Origin of the sequence: Propioniciclava sp. MC1683 (genome assembly GCF_014164675.1) — a bacterium.
In the GTDB taxonomy this organism is placed as follows: Bacteria; Actinomycetota; Actinomycetes; order Propionibacteriales; family Propionibacteriaceae; genus Propioniciclava.
Map to the genome: position 1 here is coordinate 1 of NZ_JACJFX010000002.1, position 18,362 is coordinate 18,362.

Annotated in this window: 18 protein-coding genes; 6 read left to right on the forward strand and 12 right to left on the reverse strand. The window is 70.0% G+C overall.

Translation table 11 applies throughout. The features are described from left to right. Nucleotides 1-736: 736 nt before the first annotated feature. The 9 genes from H5397_RS01930 to H5397_RS01970 all read right to left on the reverse strand — a co-directional run bounded on the left by H5397_RS01930 (nucleotide 737) and on the right by H5397_RS01970 (nucleotide 10,243). Nucleotides 737-1,030, reverse strand: a complete 294-nt coding sequence (locus H5397_RS01930; protein ID WP_182814637.1) for a HigA family addiction module antitoxin — start codon at nucleotides 1,028-1,030, stop codon at nucleotides 737-739. A gap of 12 nt (nucleotides 1,031-1,042) precedes the next feature. After that, on the reverse strand, nucleotides 1,043-1,324 hold the full coding sequence (locus H5397_RS01935; RefSeq protein ID WP_182814823.1) for a type II toxin-antitoxin system RelE/ParE family toxin: 282 nt from the start codon (nucleotides 1,322-1,324) through the stop codon (nucleotides 1,043-1,045). 636 nt (nucleotides 1,325-1,960) lie between these two features. Further along, the gene (locus tag H5397_RS01940) at nucleotides 1,961-3,541 is read right to left on the reverse strand and encodes an ATP-binding cassette domain-containing protein (RefSeq protein ID WP_182814638.1); all 1,581 of its coding nucleotides are present in this window, start codon (nucleotides 3,539-3,541) and stop codon (nucleotides 1,961-1,963) included. Nucleotides 3,542-3,660: 119 nt separating this feature from the next. Beyond that, nucleotides 3,661-4,902, reverse strand: coding sequence for an ornithine--oxo-acid transaminase (gene rocD / locus H5397_RS01945; RefSeq protein ID WP_182814639.1), 1,242 nt, complete (start codon nucleotides 4,900-4,902; stop codon nucleotides 3,661-3,663). 64 nt (nucleotides 4,903-4,966) lie between these two features. Beyond that, nucleotides 4,967-6,241: an ABC transporter permease gene (locus H5397_RS01950; protein ID WP_182814640.1), complete on the reverse strand. Its 1,275-nt coding sequence runs from the start codon at nucleotides 6,239-6,241 to the stop codon at nucleotides 4,967-4,969. Next, nucleotides 6,238-7,161, reverse strand: coding sequence for an ABC transporter ATP-binding protein (locus H5397_RS01955; RefSeq protein ID WP_220491918.1), 924 nt, complete (start codon nucleotides 7,159-7,161; stop codon nucleotides 6,238-6,240). Before H5397_RS01955 ends, H5397_RS01950 begins: the two co-directional genes overlap by 4 nt. A 16-nt stretch (nucleotides 7,162-7,177) precedes the next feature. Next, nucleotides 7,178-8,005 (reverse strand): carbohydrate ABC transporter permease, encoded by an 828-nt coding sequence (locus tag H5397_RS01960; protein ID WP_182814642.1) that lies wholly within the window; start codon nucleotides 8,003-8,005, stop codon nucleotides 7,178-7,180. Further along, nucleotides 8,002-8,922: a carbohydrate ABC transporter permease gene (locus H5397_RS01965; RefSeq protein ID WP_182814643.1), complete on the reverse strand. Its 921-nt coding sequence runs from the start codon at nucleotides 8,920-8,922 to the stop codon at nucleotides 8,002-8,004. The genes H5397_RS01960 and H5397_RS01965 overlap by 4 nt, the downstream gene beginning before the upstream one ends. Nucleotides 8,923-8,926: 4 nt before the next feature. Beyond that, nucleotides 8,927-10,243 carry an ABC transporter substrate-binding protein gene (locus tag H5397_RS01970; protein ID WP_182814644.1) on the reverse strand — a complete coding sequence of 439 codons (1,317 nt, stop codon included), beginning with the start codon at nucleotides 10,241-10,243 and terminating at the stop codon, nucleotides 8,927-8,929. A gap of 100 nt (nucleotides 10,244-10,343) precedes the next feature. Here H5397_RS01970 and H5397_RS01975 point away from each other — a divergent pair, with 100 nt between their 5' ends. The 5 genes from H5397_RS01975 to H5397_RS01995 all read left to right on the forward strand — a co-directional run bounded on the left by H5397_RS01975 (nucleotide 10,344) and on the right by H5397_RS01995 (nucleotide 13,555). Then, nucleotides 10,344-10,700 (forward strand): GNAT family N-acetyltransferase, encoded by a 357-nt coding sequence (locus H5397_RS01975; RefSeq protein ID WP_182814645.1) that lies wholly within the window; start codon nucleotides 10,344-10,346, stop codon nucleotides 10,698-10,700. A gap of 73 nt (nucleotides 10,701-10,773) precedes the next feature. Continuing rightward, nucleotides 10,774-11,250, forward strand: coding sequence for a cupin domain-containing protein (locus tag H5397_RS01980; RefSeq protein ID WP_182814646.1), 477 nt, complete (start codon nucleotides 10,774-10,776; stop codon nucleotides 11,248-11,250). A gap of 19 nt (nucleotides 11,251-11,269) precedes the next feature. Then, complete coding sequence (locus tag H5397_RS01985) at nucleotides 11,270-11,749, forward strand: GNAT family N-acetyltransferase (RefSeq protein ID WP_182814647.1); 480 nt, start codon at nucleotides 11,270-11,272, stop codon at nucleotides 11,747-11,749. 190 nt (nucleotides 11,750-11,939) lie between these two features. After that, the gene (locus H5397_RS01990; RefSeq protein WP_182814648.1) at nucleotides 11,940-13,136 is read left to right on the forward strand and encodes an amino acid aminotransferase; all 1,197 of its coding nucleotides are present in this window, start codon (nucleotides 11,940-11,942) and stop codon (nucleotides 13,134-13,136) included. 5 nt (nucleotides 13,137-13,141) lie between these two features. Beyond that, nucleotides 13,142-13,555: a rhodanese-like domain-containing protein gene (locus H5397_RS01995; RefSeq protein ID WP_182814649.1), complete on the forward strand. Its 414-nt coding sequence runs from the start codon at nucleotides 13,142-13,144 to the stop codon at nucleotides 13,553-13,555. A 71-nt stretch (nucleotides 13,556-13,626) separates the two neighbouring features. Here the strand turns inward: H5397_RS01995 and H5397_RS02000 are convergent, their stop codons facing one another. The 3 genes from H5397_RS02000 to H5397_RS02010 form a co-directional block, all read right to left on the reverse strand. Further along, a complete protein-coding gene (locus tag H5397_RS02000; protein ID WP_220491920.1) occupies nucleotides 13,627-14,352 on the reverse strand; it encodes a dienelactone hydrolase family protein in 726 nt (241 codons plus the stop codon). 116 nt (nucleotides 14,353-14,468) lie between these two features. Continuing rightward, a complete protein-coding gene (locus H5397_RS02005; protein WP_182814650.1) occupies nucleotides 14,469-16,139 on the reverse strand; it encodes an FAD-binding dehydrogenase in 1,671 nt (556 codons plus the stop codon). Nucleotides 16,140-16,155: 16 nt separating this feature from the next. Further along, the gene (locus tag H5397_RS02010; protein WP_182814651.1) at nucleotides 16,156-16,974 is read right to left on the reverse strand and encodes a M15 family metallopeptidase; all 819 of its coding nucleotides are present in this window, start codon (nucleotides 16,972-16,974) and stop codon (nucleotides 16,156-16,158) included. A 122-nt stretch (nucleotides 16,975-17,096) separates the two neighbouring features. Here H5397_RS02010 and H5397_RS02015 point away from each other — a divergent pair, with 122 nt between their 5' ends. Further along, entirely contained in the window at nucleotides 17,097-18,332 is a 1,236-nt protein-coding gene (locus H5397_RS02015; protein ID WP_182814652.1) for a TIGR04053 family radical SAM/SPASM domain-containing protein, read from the forward strand. Nucleotides 18,333-18,362: the final 30 nt, after the last annotated feature.

Below are 18,362 nucleotides of genomic sequence, written 5' to 3' on the forward strand. Positions count from 1 at the left end.
ACAGGCGCAACCAAGGACCCCGAAGTGGAAGGGCCGGGCAGACCGGCGGACCCGACACGCCCACCCCCGAGTGAAGCGTCAAAACGGAGGAAAGTCACCACCAAGAATCACGGCCGGTGGATCAGGGCTGAGTGTGGCAGACACCACAACGGTGGTTGGCAGTACGATTATCTGGCACTGGTCCCCCTCACGTGGCTTTCAGTTGCCAGCCCCGGTGCCTTGGGCCCGCTCACCTGCTCGAAGCACTCTTCTGCCGCGGACCGCGCGGTCGCGCGTGGCGACCTACTCGCAGTTTGGCGGGCGCTCGGTACTCGCAGAATCGCTGGCGTGAGCGGGAGATGATTCGCACTTTCGGCCCGCCCGGACATCAGCTGTTGTCCGGGCGCGGCGAAACTGCGAAACGTGACGTGATTCTGCGAAACGATGAGAAGCCGAGCCGTCCGGGAGCGGATTCTGCGAAAGGCGTGAGCCGAGAGACGCGCGCTGCCTCATGCTGACAGCCCCCTGAACGCGGTGGATGTCCCTTACCGGATCTGCCGATGAGTGCACCCCTGTTTCGATCCGCTGGCGGGATGGTGCACGTGTCCTGGGCTGCATCGCCCCGGTTGCGATCGGTCGAAGCCATCCGGTGGGGATGGGTTCGGTACGTGATCACCCCGACGAGCGAGTCAAAGCCATCCCACTCGGATGGGTTCGACCGCGGCAGTTCGCCCATCTGCCGCGCGGCGTGCGTTGGTCAGACAGCTTGGAGCGGCTCGATCTGGTCGAGGGTGTTCCCGAGATGGCCCTTCTCGATCTCGAGGTCGAAGCGAGTCTGGAGGTTGAGCCAGAACCGGTCGGTGGTCCCGAAGTAGCGGGCCAACCGGAGTGCCGTGTCGGCGGTGATGCGCCGCTTGCCGTGCACGATCTCGTTGATCCGGCGCGGGGGGACGCCGATCGCCACCGCGAGACGGTTCTGGCTGATCTGCAGGGGCTCCAGGAACTCCTCCATCAGGATCTCGCCCGGGTGGATGGGTGTGATGGTCGTCATGGGGTTCCCTCCTCAGTGGTAGTCGACGATCTCGACATCGGTAGGTCCGGCGTCGGTCCAGGTGAAGCAGATACGCCACTGCTGGTTGATCCGAATGCTGTGTTGTCCAGCTCGGTCGCCGCGGAGTGCCTCAAGGCGGTTACCGGGAGGCACCCGGAGATCCTCCAAGACCTCAGCAGCGTCCAGCATCACCAGCTTCCGCAGGGCGACCCGCTCAATGCGTGGATCAATGCTCTTCACTTGTTGTCGTGACCAGAGCCGTTCGGTTGCTGAGCCCCGGAAGGATCTGATCACCCACCCACTATAACGCATCGCGTCATATCCGCCCATGCCGCACACGGCGCAGAACTTGGTCACTCGCTTTGCTCGAGCAACTGCGCCAATTCGGATGATTCGACTACGACCGCCACGAACCCGACCTCGGTCGTGTGGTGATCTTCTCCCACGTTGAACAAAGCGGATCGGCCCACCGTGAGTTCGGCGACCTGTTCGCAGAGGCGACCTTCGGTGCCGGCCGGTAGCGGTCCTCGGTTTCGGGGGCGCACGATCTTGTATGACCAGTAACCAGCCTGTCCTGTTCCCCGTCCTCATCGATGCAACGACCGGTCCTGTGGTGAGAGCGGTCGCTGCCTATCTGGCTCGCTATCGGGGCCAGACCCGCGTCCACACAGAATCGGATCTGGGGGCCTTCCTCGTCTGAAGCACTTGGCCGACACGGCGCTGGGAGCTGCGGGACAACCTCACCGTCTATGACGCGGCCTATGTCGCTCTGGCTGAAGCACTGGGAGCCACCCTGCGGACCGGCGACGAGCGGTTGTCGAAAGCGTCAGGGCCCCGCTGTGCGATCGAAGTACTCAAGACGCGCTGAATGCGCCGACCTTGCTCGCTGAGCCGGAGCAATCACATCCGCGTCGGCTCGACGCCTCCTGATCAACCGGACGGTCGGGGCTCCTCGACCAGACCTTCGGCGTCCAACCGCAACAGCCGGGTGACGCCGAGCCGGGCGAGCACGTCGTCGTCGTGGCTGACCACCAACACGCCGCCGCGATAGGCGGACAGCGCATCGACGAGTGCGTCGACGGTGGTCAGGTCGAGGTTGTTGGTCGGCTCGTCGAGCACCAGCAACTGGGGCGGTGGGTCGGCCAGCAGCAGCCGGGCCAGCGCCACCCGGAAGCGCTCCCCGCCCGACAGCGTCCCCACCGGCCGGAACACGTCGTCGCCCCGCAGGTTGAACCGCGCCAGGCGCTGGCGCACCTCCGGCACCGGCACGCTCGGCGCCCCGGCCGCCACCCAGTCCAGAGCAGCCACGTGCGGATCCAGGTCCAGGCGTTGGGGCAGGTAGCCGACGCGTTCGGTCTCCAACCGTGCCTCCACCCCGCCCGCCGACCCCCCGGCCAGCAGCGCCCCCAACAGCCGTGTCTTCCCGACACCGTTGCCCCCGACGAGGCCGACCCGCTCGGGTCCGGCGATCACGTGGGTCGCGGCGTCGGTGGTGAAGGACGCCAACCGTCGGCCCGCGCCCACCCCCACATCGGGCAGGTCGATCCGGATCGCCTCGTCATCGCGCACGCGGGCCTCGGCGGCGTCGAGCGCGGTGCGGGCGTCCGACACCCGACCGGACGCCTCGGCCTTCAGCCGACCCGTGTTCTTCTCGGCTCGGTTGCGGTAGAAGTCCTGGGCGCCCTTGCTCATGTTCCCGGTCGCCCGCAACGCCCGGCCGGCACGGGCCCGCCGCGCTGCGCGTGCCTCGGCCTCGAGCGCCTGGCGCTTCTGGATCCGCAGCTCCGAGGCGGCGTCCCGCACGGCCCGACGCGCCGCGTCCTGCTCGGCCTCGACCTGGTCGCGCCACGCGTCGAAGTCACCGCCGTACAGCCGAACCTCGCCGTCGCGGACCTCGGCGATCGCGTCCATGCGCCGCAGGAGGCCGGGGTCGTGGGAGATGACGAGGAGCGTGCCGGGCCAGTGGTCGACCAGCCCGTACAGCCGCTCCCGGGTCGCGCCGTCGAGGTTGTTGGTGGGCTCGTCGAGCACGACGACCGGCGTCCGGGCCAGGCGCAGCCCGACGAGTGCGGCGAGCACGACCTCGCCGCCCGACATGGCCGAGACCGGACGCCCCAGCTCGATGGCCAGCCCGGCTTCCGCCAGCAGCGCGGCCGTCCGTTCGTGGATGTCCCAGGAATCCCCGATGGCGTCGAAGTGGGCCGGGTCGGCGTCGCCCGACTCGACGGCGGCGAGGGCGTCCATGATCGAGCGGACGCCGAGCAGGTCGGCCAGCGTGGCACCCGGCAGCGTCGTGACGGACTGCGGGAGGTGGCCCACCTCGCCGTCCACGCGGACGGTTCCCGAGGTGGGCCGGAGATCACCCAGCACGAGCCGGGCGAGGGTGGACTTGCCGGACCCGTTGTCGCCGACGATCCCGGTGCGTCCGGGGCCGAACGCGACGGTGACGTCGGCGAACTGGGTGCGACCGTCGGGCCAGGACAGGCCGACGTGGGAGAGGACAACAGGCATGACGGTTCCGTTCAGCAGCGGGGGAGCGCTGAACGCCAAGGAGGCGGGATCAGCGCGGGGTCAGCGGCTGATGCGGTCCGTCATTTCATTCCTCACGTCGACGACAGGTCGGTGTGAGTCTAACGGACCTGCGTGGCGGCCTGTTCGAACGCGGTGATGGTGTGGGCGACGACCTGGTCGATCTGGTCCTCGGTGATCACCAGCGGGGGAGCGAAGCGGATCGTGTGGCCGTGGGTGTCCTTGGCGAGCACCTCGCGCTCCATGAGCCGGTAGCAGATCTCCTTCGCCGTGCCGAGGTCGGGGTTGACGTCGACGCCCAGCCACAGGCCGGCCTGGCGGACCTCGGTGGCCCACCCGGCGTCCAGCAGCGGCTGCAGGCCGGCGCGGAACCGCTCGCCCAGCACGCGCGAGCGCTCCTGCAACTCACCGGAGCCCAGCAGCTCGATGACGGCCGAGCCGATCGCGCAGGCGAGCGGGTTGCCGCCGAACGTCGACCCGTGCTGGCCCGGCTGGAACAACCCGAGGACGTCACGATCGGCGACGACCGCCGACAGGGGCATGATGCCGCCGCCCAACGCCTTGCCGAGGATGTAGACGTCGGGCACCACGCCCTCGCGGTCGCAGGCGAACGTCGCGCCCGAGCGGCCCAGCCCGGCCTGGATCTCGTCGGCGATCATCAGCACGCCACGACGTCGGGTGATCTCGCGCACCTTCGTCAGGAAGCCCTCCGGGGGCACGATCACGCCGGCCTCGCCCTGGATCGGCTCGAACAGCACCGCCACCGTGTCGTCGTCGATGGCGTCCTCGATCGCGTCGGCGTCCCCGAACGGCACCTGGACGAAGCCCGGCGTGTACGGCGCATAGGACTTGCGCGCCTCGGGGTCGTTGCTGAACGAGATCACGGTCGTGGTGCGGCCGTGGAAGTTGCCCTCCATCACGATGATCTTCGCCCGGCCCTCGGCCACGCCCTTGGACTCATAGCCCCACTTGCGCGCGGCCTTGATCGCGGTCTCGACGGCCTCGACGCCGGTGTTCATCGGCAGGACCATCTCCTTGCCGCACAGCGCGGCGAGCGCCTTGACGAACGGCCCGAACGGCTCGGAGTAGAACGCCCGCGACGTCAGCGTCACCCGCGCGAGCTGGGCCTCGGCGGCCGCGAGCAGGGCCGGGTGGCCGTGGCCGAAGTTGACCGCCGAGTAGGCCGACAGGCAGTCGATGTAGGTCGTGCCATCGAGGTCGGTGACATGGACGCCCTTGGCCGCGGAGATGACCACCGGCAGCGGGGAGTAGTTGTGCGCGCCGTACGTCTCGACTTCCTCGATCGCGGCCTTCTGCCGCTCGGTGCGGGGCTCCAGGGCCATGTCGCATCCCCTTTCATGGGCGAGGCCTCATCCTAGCGCTTGCGGAGATTTCCGCCGAAGGCGCTCAAATCTTCTGAGATTTACCAGAAGTGCGAAAGGCTTTAGCGATGTTGAGCCGCTTGTCGTAGGAGATCGACCCTTGGCGGAACAGCCGCACGCCCGCCCACAGCAACCCCAGCGCACACGCGAGCAGCAGCGCGATCACCCCGAGGGCCGCCGGGACCGACAGGAGCCCCAGCGCGTTGAGCAGCAGGGCGGTCACGGGTGCGGTCAGCGGGAACCATGTCAGGAACAGGGCGACGGGCCCGCCCGGGTCGTTGATGACCATCGCCGCGGTGTACAGCGGCAGGAACATGCCGATGATGATGACGCCGAAGGCCGACCCCGCATCCTTGGCCGTCGGCATGATCGAGCCGATCGCGACGAGCAGGCCCACGAACAGCAGGAAGCCGCCCACGAACAGGCCGGCGGCGAGCAGGATCCGCACCGGGTCGACGGTGAAGTCACCCAGACCGGCCGCCTGGATCGCCGTCAGGTCGGGGTCCTGGGCCGCGCTCGCGGCGCCGCCGCCGATCAGCCCGGGGAAGGCCAACGCCGCCACCAGGGCCGGCACGAGCAGGACGAGCCCCTGCACGATGCCCACGATGAGCGCGGCGATGACCTTGCCGACGATGAGGACCCGCGGGTCGATCGTGGTCAGGATCATCTCGGTGACGCGATTCTCCTTCTCCTCGACCGTGATGTTGAGCATCTGTTGGCCGAGCATGATCACGCCCATGTAGAGCAGCACCAGGAACAGGCCGGGGAGGATCGCCGCGCCGATGCCGGGGCTGCGCACCCCGTCCTTCCAGAGCTCAGCCGTGGTCGGCACGCTCAGCAACACCGAGGTCACCATCGGGTCGCCCACCTGCTCGGACGCCGAGCGTTGCAGCAGGTCGCGGGCGACGGCGTGCCACTTGCCCGAGCCGATGAGGCCCTGGTCGGCGCCCACGATGTGCACCATCTCGTGGGACGGGTCGGCGGGGATGTCGAGGTGGAGCTGGGCCCGGCCCTCGCGCACCGCCTGGGCCGCGGCCGCGGCGTCCGGGGCCGGTGTGCCACCCATCTCGGTCGCGACCTCGGGGGAGACCAGGCCCGAGGCGTCGGAGTAGGTGAAGGCGACGGGTTCGTCGCGCTGGGCGTCGAGGGACGCCGCGGTGCTTGCGTTGCTGAACCACATGAGCGCGAAGATGACGAGCATCAGCAGCGGCACGCTCAGGGACGTCAGCCAGAATGTCGGCTTGGTCAGCGTGCGGCGCACCTCGAAGCCGATGACGGGCCCGATGTTGTGGAGCCTCATGCCGCCACCGCCTCGCCCGGCGCGTGGCCGTACACCTTGAGGAACACCTGTTCCATCGACAGGCGTGACGCGTCGAAGGAGCGGACCTCGACGTCGGCGTCCACGAGCTGGCGCAGCACGGCCTGCGGGTGGGTGCCCTCGAGGAGTTCGAGCTCGGCGTAGTTGCGTTCGAGGGTGAGCGGACGCCACCCCTGCTCCTGGGGCAGCCTTCCGGAGAAGTGGAGGCGGACGATGCCCGCGCCGTAGGCGTCCTGGACGTCGGCGACGGTGCCGTAGGCCTCCGCGCGCCCGTCCTTGAGCAGCAGGATGCGGTCGCAGAGGCGCTCGACCTCCTCCATCTGGTGGGTGATGATCACCACGGTCGCGCCGGCCGCGCGCTGCGCCTCGACCAGGTCGAGCAGGAGGCGCCGGTTGACCGGATCGAAGCCCTTGGTCGGCTCGTCGAGGATGAGCAGGCTCGGGTTGTCCATGATCGTGACGCCGAGCTGCACCTTCTGCTGCTGGCCGCCCGACAGCGTGGTCAGCTTGGCGTTGGCCTTGTCGCCCAACCCGATCTGCTGCAGGAACTGCTGGCTCCACAGCGCCGCGTGGGAGCGCTCCATGCCCTTGAGCTGGCCGAAGTAGGTCATCACGTCGAGCACCCGCTCCTTGCGGTACAGCCCCCGCTCCTCGGGCAGGTAGCCCAGCGAGTAGTCACCGGCCGGGTCGAAGGGGCGCCCGTGCACCAGCAGTTCGCCGGCGGTGGGGGTGTAGATGCCGAGCAGGGCACGGACGGTGGTCGTCTTGCCGGAGCCGTTCGCGCCCAGGAGGCCGAACGTCTCACCGGGGCGGACCTCGAAGCTCACGTCGTCGACGACGACCTTGTCGCCGAACCTCATCGTGAAGTTGCGGACCTCGATCACGGGGGTGGAGTCGCTCATGCCCCCCATGGTTCCACTACTTCAAACCCGAGCGGGCGACCCCCTGCACGAGCCAGCGCTGGAGGAACAGGAACACCACCAGCGCGGGGGCGACCGCAATGAGGGCGCCGGTGAACATCTCGGGGTAGCGGATGCCCTGCGACGTCATGAACTGGCTCAGCACGACCTGGATGGTGCGCATCTGCGGGTCCTGGGCGATGAGGAGCGGCCACAGGAAGGCGTTCCAGGCGCCGATGAACGTGATCGTGCCCACCGCGGCGACGGTGCCCATGGCGTTGGGCACGACGATGCGCCAGAAGGTGGTCCAGGTGTTGGCGCCGTCGAGGGCGGCCGATTCCTCGAGCTCGCGGGGGAACTCCAGGAACTGCTGCCGGAACAGGAACGTCGCGAACGCCGAGAAGATCACCGGGATGACCAGGCCCCGGTAGGTCGAGATCCAGCCCAGGGTGCTGACCATCACGAAGGTCGGCACGAACGTGACCATCGCCGGCACCATCAGGGTGAACACGGTCATGCCGAGGATGATCCTCGAGGCACGCGTTCGCCACCGCGACAGCCCGTAGCCGGCCATCATCGCGATCACGACGGTCGCCACGGTCTGCGCGACGGCCACCACGACCGAGACCCCCAGCGCGCTCAGGACGCCGTAGTTGGCGTTGCCGAGCACCGCCTGCAGCGTGGTCGTGTCGAGCTGGTTGGGCCACCAGTTCCACCGCGGGGCGATGATGTGCTGCTGGGTCGAGAACGCGTTGCGCCAGATCACGTAGAACGGCAGCAGGAAGAACACCGCCAGCCCGGACGCCGCGACGTACGCCAGCGTCGTGCCCCAGCTCGAGGCCCTCACTTGTCGGCCCCGATCGAGAGCAGCCGGTTCTGCAGGAACGAGAACACCAGGATCACCAGCGTGAGGATCATCGTGCCGGCCGAGCCGATGCCGAGGTCCTGGGCGCCGCCACCGAAGGAGATCAGGTAGAGGTAGACCAGCGGCGGTCGGGCGTACGGCGGGTAGCCCCCGACGGTGTTGAGCGTGTTGTAGAACTCGTCGAACGCCTGGAAGGCGTTGAACAACAGCAGCATCGCGACGGCGACCGAGGTGGGCCGCAGCAGCGGGAACGTCACGTGCCGGAACCGCCGCCACGCGCTCGCCCCGTCGAGGGCGGCCGCCTCGTACAGCTGCGGGTCGATCTGGTTGAGCCCGGCGATGAACAGGATCATGTAGAACCCGACCTGCAGCCACAGGCGCAGGCTGACCAGCACGAGCCAGTACCAGGAGTTCTCACCGCCCAGCCAGTTGATCGTGTCGAGGCCGAGCGAGGACAGCACGGTATTGGTCAGGCCGAAGCGGGCGCCGTGGAAGAACGACATCCGCCAGACCATCGACGCGATCACGTAGCTCACCGCGGTCGGCAGGAAGAACGCCGAGCGGAAGAACGCGCGCAGCACCGTGATGCGTTGCAGCAGCAGCGCCAGGCCCAGCGAGCAGGCGAACGTCAACGGGACGATGAACAGCGCGAACGCGATGAACGTCACCATCGAGTCGACGAACAGCCGGTCCTGCAGCAGGTAGGCGTAGTTGCCGAGGCCGACGAAGCTGGTGGGCGTGACGGTGTTCCGGGCGTCGAAGAACGACAGGTAGAGGCTCCACAGCAGGGGCACGTAGACGAACACCACGAGCCCCGCCAGGAAGGGGGTCACGAACGTCCAGAACCACCGGCGGTTGCTCCGGGCGAGCGTGGTCCCCGAACGGGAACCGTCGGCCACGACGTCAGGCGACGCGCGCCAGCTCGGCGGTGACCTTCTCGGCGGCCGCACCGAACTCGGTCGCGGCGTCCGCACCGTTCTTCACCACGTTCGACAGGGCCGTGGAGTAGGCCTCCCCGGAGGCCGGTGTCCAGAACAGCGCGTTCGAGCGGCCGTGGTCGGTGACGAACTTCGCGGCGTCCGCACCCGGGCCCTCGGCGACCTGCTTGGCCTGGCCGAACAGCTTCGGCTTGGCCGGGATGTGGGTGCCGAACGCGTCGGAGAACTCGACCTGCTTGTCCTCGGCGTCGATCCACAGCCACTTCACGAAGTTCTTCGCCGCGGTGACGTTGGCGGACTTCGCCGACACGCAGGCGCTGAACGCCCCGAACGGCACGACCTGGCGGCCGGAGCCACCGATCGCCGGGAACGGCAGCACGCCGAAGTTCTCGCCGTGCGCGGCGATGACCTTGGGCAGGTCCCACATGCCGCCCCACTGCAGGGCCGCCTCGCCGTTGATGAACGGCGACGCGTCGGACCAGTCGGCGCTGGCCGACTTCACCATGCCGGGGGAGTCGAACAGCTGCTTGAACTGGGCGATGCCCGCGTGGAAGTCGCCGGTGTTGAACGCGGCCTCGGTGCGCGCCTCGTTCATCTCGTCGGCGCCGGCCGCCCACATGAGCAGCAGGCCGAGGACGCCGATGCCGCCGTCGTTGCCCGCGAAGAAGCCGCCGATGTCGCCGCCCTCGGCCAGCGTGGTGGCGACGTGGGTCAGCTGTTCCAGCGTCGTGGGGGCGGTGAGGTTCTTCGCCTCGAGGAGGTCCTTGCGGTAGTAGAGCAGCTGCATGTCGACCGTCTGCGGCACGGCCCAGACCTTGTCCTGGTAGGTCAGGCGGTCGAGCACCGACGGGGTGAAGTCACCGCGCGAACTGCCGATGGTGTCGGTCAGGTCGGCGACCTGGCCGGCTTTGATCATGTCGAGCGTCGGGCCGTTGGCGTACTCGAACACGTCGGGCGCCGTCGGGGTCAGGAGGGCGGCCGCGAGGGTCTTCTCGTAGTCGGCCAGCACCCAGTTCACGTTCACCTCGGCGCCGGGGTACTCGGCGGCCCACTTCTTGACCGCGGCCTCGACGCCGTCCTCGCCGTACTTGTGGTACCACTGCGACAGCGCCGGACGCCCCGCGTCGGGGTCGGGCGTGCCCGAGGGGGTCGCGGCCGGGGTGCCGGCCGGCGAGGCGGAGGGGGCGGCGGTACGGCCGGTGTTCGAGCCGCAGGCGGCCAGGGCGGTCGTGGCCGCGAGGCCACCGCCGAGCGTGAGGAGGGTGCGCCGTGTGAGAGCCATGGGGCGGAGCTTAGTTGAAAGTGACGACAACATGCGGGCTGCCCACGTCACGTTCGGGTACCACTTTCGGCCGCATTGGGGGGCCGACTAGGTTGGCTCCATGGCAGAGGTCACCAAGAACACCGACGAGAACCGCTTCGAGATCCACGTCGACGGCGAACTGGCCGGCTGGCTCGACTACATGGTGGACGAGGGCGTCGTCGCGCTCCCCCACACGACCGTCGAGGACCGGTTCTCCGGGCAGGGCCTCGCGGGCGAGCTCGTCCGGGCCGGGCTGGACGACATCCGCACCGAGGGCTACCGGGTCGACCCGCAGTGCCCCTACGTGCAGGGCTGGATCAAGAAGAACCCCACCTACGCCGACCTGGTGGCCACCGACGACGCCGACGTCGAGGATGTCGCCGACGACATGGAGGACGTGACCGGCGTCGACCCGAGCTCCGACCCGCGCATCTGAGCTCGTTCCGGGAGTGCCGGGGGAAGGGTCGCCTCGCTGGCCGGCCGGCCCCCGGCTGGCTACCGTGGGGTCCATGGACATCATCGACAACGGACCCAACCCCAACGCGTTCGACATCGAGGGCGCGACCGTCGAGAACGAGAACTACCGCACGGTCGCGTGGACCGGGAAGTACCTCCAGGTCACCCTCATGTCCATCCCCGTCGGCAGCTCGATCGGCCTCGAGGTGCACCCCGAGACCGACCAGTTCCTGCGCGTCGACGCGGGCACCGGCCGCTGCGTCATGGGCCCCGCCAAGGACGAGGTGACCTTCGAGCAGGCCGTCGAGGACGGCTGGTCGATCCAGGTGCCCGCCGGCATGTGGCACGACGTCATCAACACCGGCGACGAGCCGCTGCAGCTGTACGCGGTCTACGCCCCCGTGCACCACGCGCAGGGCATCGTGCAGGCGACGGCCGAGGATGCCGAGGCCGACGAGGAGGCGGGCCGCGACGAGCCCCCGAGCTGGACCGTCCAGCCCGGCACCGGTGCCGCTGACGAGACCGCCTGATCCCGGCACACTGGGGCGGGTGATCAGACCCGCCGAGCCCCGCGACGTCGAGGCCATCCACCAGTTCATCGTCGACCTGGCCGTCTACGAACGAGAGCCGGACGCCGTGACCGCCACGGCGTCCGACCTCGATCGCGCCCTCTTCGGGCAGAACCCGGCGTTGTTCGCCGACGTGGCCGAGGTCGACGGACGCGTGGTCGGGATGGCGATCTGGTTCCTGAACTACTCCACGTGGGACGGCCGCCACGGCATCTACCTCGAGGACCTCTATGTCGACCCCGCCCACCGCGGGTCGGGGCTGGGCCGCGACCTGCTGGTCACGCTGGCCCGGCGGTGCGTGGAGCGCGGCTACAGCCGGTTCCAGTGGTGGGTGCTCGACTGGAACGAGCCCTCGATCGACTTCTACAAGGCCATGGGCGCGGTCGCGATGGACGAGTGGACCGTCTACCGCACCTCGGGCGAGGCGCTGGAGGCCATGGCCGCGCTGCCGTTGCGGTAGACCGACACCAACGGCTGGAGCCGCAACTCCGTGGCGCAGCGGGGCGCCCTGTTGCGCGAGCAGGCCGGGCCCGGGCGTCCGGGGGCCGCCACCACCGTCGACGTGGGCCACCAGCCCGCCGTTGCGGACGGCCGGTGTGTCGGGGGGACCCCAGCACTAGGCTGGATCCCGCTCACGAAAGGTGGACCCCATGTCCTTGTTCTCCGATGTCCAGCAGGCACCCCCGGACGCCATCCTCGGCCTCACCGAGCAGTTCAAGGCCGACACCAACCCGCAGAAGGTGAACCTCGGCGTGGGCGTCTACCAGGACGCCTCCGGCAAGCTCCCGCTGCTGCGCTGCGTCGAGGCCGCCGAGAAGAAGCTCGCCGAGGCCGCCGCCGCGAAGGGCTACCTGCCCATCGACGGACTGGCCACCTACGACGCCGACGTGAAGGACCTCGTCTTCGGCGAGGGCTCCGGCGTGCACGACCGCGTCGTCACCGTGCAGGCACTGGGCGGCACCGGTGCCCTGAAGGTGGGTGCCGACTTCCTGCGCCAGGTCAACCCTGAGGCCAAGGTGCTCATCTCGAACCCGAGCTGGGAGAACCACCAGGCGCTGTTCACCCGCGCCGGGTTCACCGTCGAGAAGTACGCCTACTACGACGCCGAGGCCAAGGGCGTCGACTTCGAGGGCATGCTCGCCGACCTGCGCGCCGCGGCCCCCGGCACGGTCGTCGTGCTGCACGCCTGCTGCCACAACCCGACCGGCTACGACCTGACCGCCGACCAGTGGGACCAGGTCATCGAGACCGTCCTCGCCGGCGACCTCGTCGCGTTCCTCGACATGGCCTACCAGGGCTTCAGCGAGGGCCTCGAGGAGGACGGCGCGACCGTCCGCAAGTTCGCCGAGCGCGTCCCGTCGTTCTTCGTGTCGACCTCGTTCTCCAAGAGCCTGTCGCTCTACGGCGAGCGCGTCGGCGCCCTGTCGATCGTGTGCGCCGACGCCGAGGAGGCCAAGCGCGTCCTGTCGCAGGTCAAGATCGTGATCCGCACCAACTACTCCAACCCGCCGACCCACGGCGCCCAGCTCGCCGCGACCGTGCTGTCGGACGCCGACCTGCGCGCCCAGTGGGTGGACGAGCTCGGCGAGATGCGCGACCGCATCAAGGCGATGCGCGGTGCGCTGGTCGAGGGGCTGAAGGCTGCCGGCGTCGAGGGCGACTACAGCTACATCACCGACCAGGTCGGCATGTTCTCCTTCTCGGGCCTGACCAAGGACCAGATGGTGCGCCTGCGCAACGAGTTCGGCGTCTACGGCACCGACACCGGCCGCATCTGCGTGGCCGCCCTGAACGACGACAACGTCGGCTACGTCAGCGAGTCCATCGCTGCGGTCCTGAAGGGATGAGGCCCATGACCCGCGAACCCGGTACCCCGCTGGCCCGCCCGTCGGCGTCCCTCGTCGAGGCCGCGCGCGCCGAGATCCGCAACATCACCGTCGAGGAGGCCGTCGGCCTGCTCGACGACCCGACCTACCAGTTCGTCGACATCCGTGACCCGCGCGAGCTCGTGCGGGAGGGGATGGTGCCCGGGGCGTCCAAGGCGCCGCGCGGCATGCTCGAGTTCTGGGTCGACCCCGAGAGCCCGTACTACAAGGCCTCGCTCGACGACGGGCGGACCCTGGTGCTCTACTGCGGCTCCGGCTGGCGTTCGGCGCTGACCGCCAAGACGCTGCAGGACATGGGCTTCGACACCGTCGCCCACCTCGACGGCGGTTTCACCGCCTGGAAGGCCTCCGGTCAGGAGATCGCCCAGGTCGAGCGCTGACAGACGCGCCCGCTCCCCGTCAGATGCACCGGCTGCAACCGGCGCACCTGACGGGGAGCGGCGTTTCTGCCTCAGGCCGGGTGGTGCTCGGCCAGCCAGTCGAGGGTGACCTCCCACGCCTCGCGGGAGGCGCGCGGGTCGTGCAGGCCCAGCTCGGGGGTCGGGTTGTCGAAGGCGTGGTTGGCGTCGTCCCACAGGTGGAACTCGGCGCCGTCGGCCTCGACGACCTCGCGGATGTGGTCGATCGCCTCGCGCGGGATGAACGCGTCGGCGTCGCCGAAGTGGTGCAGGCTCGCGGCGTGCACGGTGGGTCCGTCGACCAGGTCCGGCAGCGCCGAGCCGTAGTAGCTGACCAGCGCGTCGGCGTGCTCGGGACCGCGCACCCCCTGCAGCGCCGCGTAGGCGAGGCCGCCGCCGAAGCAGAAGCCCACCAGCGCGACCGCGTGCTCGCTCTCGGGGTCGGCGCGCAGCCAGGTGGTCGCGGTGCGGATGTCGGCGACCGCCTGGTCCCAGTCGACCGCCTGCGAGTGGCCGACCGCGACCATGAGCGCGTCGGGGGAGTCCTCGGGGATGTCGTCGATGCCGATCCGCCAGTACACCTGCGGCAGGACCACGGTGTACCCGTTCTCGGCCAGGTCCATCGCACGCTTGCGCATGTAGGCGGTGCGGCCGAAGATCTCCTGCACCAGCACGATGCCCGCGCCCATGGGGGAGTCGGGCCGCACGAGCGTCGCCGGCATGCCGGCCCCGTCGGGCCCGTTCGGTACGGGGATGGTGATCTCGGTGGACTTCGGCATCGTCGCCCCTCTCACGTCGGTCCGGCCATCGTAACCAGATGCATTTCCGGGTGGCAGGACCCCAAGGATCCTTGGGGTTCCTCCACCCGGAAATGCATCAGCGTGCGTGTGGCACTTCACCGGACGCCGCGGGCTGCGGCCCGGCCGGCGGCCCGGCCGGAGAACAGGCAGCCGCCCAGGAAGGTGCCCTCGAGCGCGTTGTAGCCGTGCATCCCGCCGCCGCCGAAGCCGGCGACCTCGCCCGCGGCGTACAGGCCGTCGATGGGCTCGCGCTCGGCGGAGGCGGCCCCGGCGCGGAGCACGCGCCCGTCGAGGTCGGTCTCGATGCCGCCCAGGGTCTTGCGGGTCAGGATCGACAGCCGCACCGCGATGAGCGGGCCGGCCTTCGGGTCGAGGAACCGGTGCGGGGACGCCGCGCGGATCAGCTTGTCGCCGAGGTAGTTCCGGGCGCCGCGCAGGGCGGTGACCTGGGCGTCCTTGCCGAACGGGTTGGCGATCTCGCGGTCGCGGGCCTCGACGATGTGGCGCACGGCGGCGGCGTCGACGAGGTCCTCGCCGACGAGCGCGTTCATGCCTGCGACCAGCTGGTCGACGGAGGTGGCCTGCACGAAGTCGGCGCCGTGGTCGAGGAAGGCCTGGACCGGCCCGGGCGGGCCGGGCTTGACCCGCTGGGCGACCAGCTTCAGGTCGCGCCCGGTCAGGTCGGGGTTCTGCTCGCTGCCCGAGAGCGCGAACTCCTTCTCGATCACCTTTGCCGTCAGGATGAACCACGACCAGTCGCGCCCGGTCGTCCGCAGGTGGCGCAGCGTCCCGAGGGTGTCGAAGCCGGGGTAGCAGGGGGCCGGGAGTCGGCGTCCGAACGCGTCGAGCCACAGCGAGCTGGGCCCGGGCAGGATGCGGATGCCGTGGTTGGCCCACACCGGGTCCCAGTTGTGCAGGCCCTCGGTGTAGTGCCACATGCGGTCGCGGTTGACCAGACTCGCGCCCGCTGCCTCGGTGATGCCGAGCATGCGACCGTCGACGTGCGCGGGGACGCCCGCGACCATCTGCTCGGGCGGGGTGCCGAGGCGTTCGGGCCAGAACCGCCGGACCAGGTCCAGGTCGCCGCCGATCCCGCCGCTGGTCACGATCGTCGCCCCGGCGCGGACCTCGAAGTCGCCGACCACCTCGCGGGTGGACGCCGTGCCGCGGGCGGTGGCGTCGGGCGCCAGCACCGCACCCCGGACGCCGACCGCGCGGCCGTCCTCGACGACGACCTCGTCGACGCGGTGGCGGAAGCCGAAGCTGAGGCGTCCGGACGCCTCGTGCGCGCGGGCGCGGCGGAGGAACGGCTCGAGGACCCCGGGGCCGGTGCCCCACGTCAGGTGGAAGCGCGGGACGGAGTTGCCGTGGCCGTCGGCGCGCCCGTCGCCGCGCTCGGCCCAGCCGACCACGGGGAAGAGCTTGAGGCCCTGCGCCGCGAGCCACGCGCGCTTCTCGCCGGCGGCGAAGTGCACGTACGCCTCGGCCCAGCGCTGTGGCCACAGGTCGTCGTCGCGGTCGAACTGCGCCGAGCCCAGCCAGTCGGACCACGCGAGGTCGAACGAGTCGCGCACGCGGAGCCGGCGTTGCTCGGGGGAGTCGACGAGGAACAGCCCGCCGAGGCTCCAGTGGGCCTGCCCGCCCAGGGACTGCTCGGGTTCCTGGTCGAGCACGAGGACGCGCGCGCCGGCGTCCGCGGCTTCACAGGCGGCGACGAGCCCGGCGAGCCCGGCGCCCACGACGACGATGTCGGTGGTGGTGGCCATGCGGCAGTCTGGCACGTCAGGCCAGCCCGAGGTACTCCTCGAGAGTCAGGCCCGAGCCGGGGGTGAAGTGCTGGGACACCTCGGTGCCGACCCAGCGCAGGTGCCAGGACTCCCACCCGTAACCGGTGATGTGCGTCTTGTCCTGCGGGTAGCGCACGATGAAGCCGAACTCGTGGGCGTGCTCGGCGAGCCACTTGGCGTGGGGGGTGCGGGTGAAGGCGGTGCCGCGGTTCTTGCCGTCCCAGGCGTCGAGCGCGAGGCCGAGTTGGTGCTCGGACGCCCCGGCCTCGGCGAAGTAGAGCCGCGCGGTCTTCTCGTTGTACTGCTTGCGCGCGTTGGCGAAGCTCGCCTTCTGGGTGGCGTGGCTCCGGTAGCCGGACCGGATGGTGAGGCGCAGCCCGTCCGCCTTCGCGGCGGCCTGGAGCGCCTTGAAGCCGGCCGTCGCGTCAGGGTGCAGGCCGTTCGGCTCGCCCGCCCACGGCGGCACGTAGGACGCCGAGAGGCGGTGGTCCTTGCTCACGACCGGGATCCCGTCGACCTCGAACGGGGTGTCGGTGATCGGGCCGGTGGCCTTCCCGGCCTTGGGGGAGTCCGTCGGGTGCGTGGACGGGGTGGGTGCCGGCGTTCGGGTGGGGGAAGGGCTGGGGCTCGGGGTCGCCACCGGGCTGGGGGATGCGGACACCTCCGGGCGGGGGGTCTCGGCCGCGCGACCCACGGGTGCAGCCACCGGGGAGGGGGTGCTGGACGCCGGCGTCCCGGCACCGGGCGCGCTGCAGCCCGTGACCACCACGGCGGCGGCCACGACGCCCACCAGGCCGCGGATCACGTGCTTCATCACGCACCAGCGTAAGCCGAGCGGCCCGAATCGCCCTGATCGGGGGCACCGGTTGCCGGTCCCGGGAGGGGTCGGCCGACCCGATGGCATCTCCTACGTCACGTCGTAGTAATCTCTCGCCCATGACTGACCTCGCAGCAACGCCGCGTCACCCGGGCGGTCACCCCGGACACCCGGGAGGGCATCCCGGCGGGCATCCGGGGGGCCACCCCGGCGGGCACCCGCACAGCGCACCGTCGCGCCGGAACCTCGACTTCGACTCGGCGCCGTTCATCGCGATCTGGGAGACCACCCAGGCCTGCGACCTCGCCTGCCAGCACTGCCGCGCGATGGCGCAGCCCCTGCGCGACAAGGGTGAACTCACCACCGACGAGGCGAAGGCGATGATGCGCCGCCTGCGCGAGTTCGGCCCGATCGTGTTCGTGTTCTCGGGCGGCGACTGCTTCAAGCGCCCCGACATCGTCGAGCTCGTCGAGTACGGCGCCAACCTCGGCATGCGCATGGGCATCACGCCGGCGACGACGTCGCTCGCCACGAAGGACCTCCTGCAGCAGCTCAAGGACGTCGGCCTCACCCGCTTGGCGATCTCGCTCGACGGATCGAACGCCGAGATCCACGACGAGTTCCGCCGGGTGAAGGGCAGCTTCGACCACGGCCTGCGCATCCTGCGCGAGGCGCAGGAGGTCGGGCTGTCGACGCAGGTCAACACGGTGATCCGCAAGGCCAACATCGACGACATGGACGCCATGACCGAGCTCATGACGACCCTCGGCGTCGTGTTCTGGGAGGTCTTCTTCCTGGTGCCCATGGGCCGGGCGAAGGCCGACGACGTGGCGTCCGCGGAGGAGTTCGAGTCGGTCTTCCACCAGCTCTACGACCTGAGCAAGACGGCCCCGTTCGACATCAAGGCGACCGCCGCCCCGCAGTACTCGCGCGTCGTCATGCAGCGCAAGCGCGCCGAGGTGCGCGCGGGCGCCGACGAGGACGTCCACGAGGTGATGACCCGCGGCATGCACTACTCGCAGAGCGACGGCATCGGGCGCGCCCGCAACGTCAACGACGGCGACGGGTTCATCTTCATCAGCCACACCGGCGACGTCATGCCGTCGGGGTTCCTGCCGATCAAGGCGGGCAACATCCGCGACGACGACATCATCGAGATCTACCGCAACGCGCCCGTGTTCAAGGAGCTGCGCGACCGCACCCTGCTCAAGGGCAAGTGCGGCGTCTGCGGCTACCGCGACGCGTGCGGCGGGTCCCGGGCCCGTGCCTACGCGATGACCGGCGACCACCTCGCGGAGGAGCCGTTCTGCGCGCACGAGCCGCCGCAGCTGCGCGCGCACCCGGTGCACGCCTGACCGACACGACGAAGGCCCCCGCAACCGCGG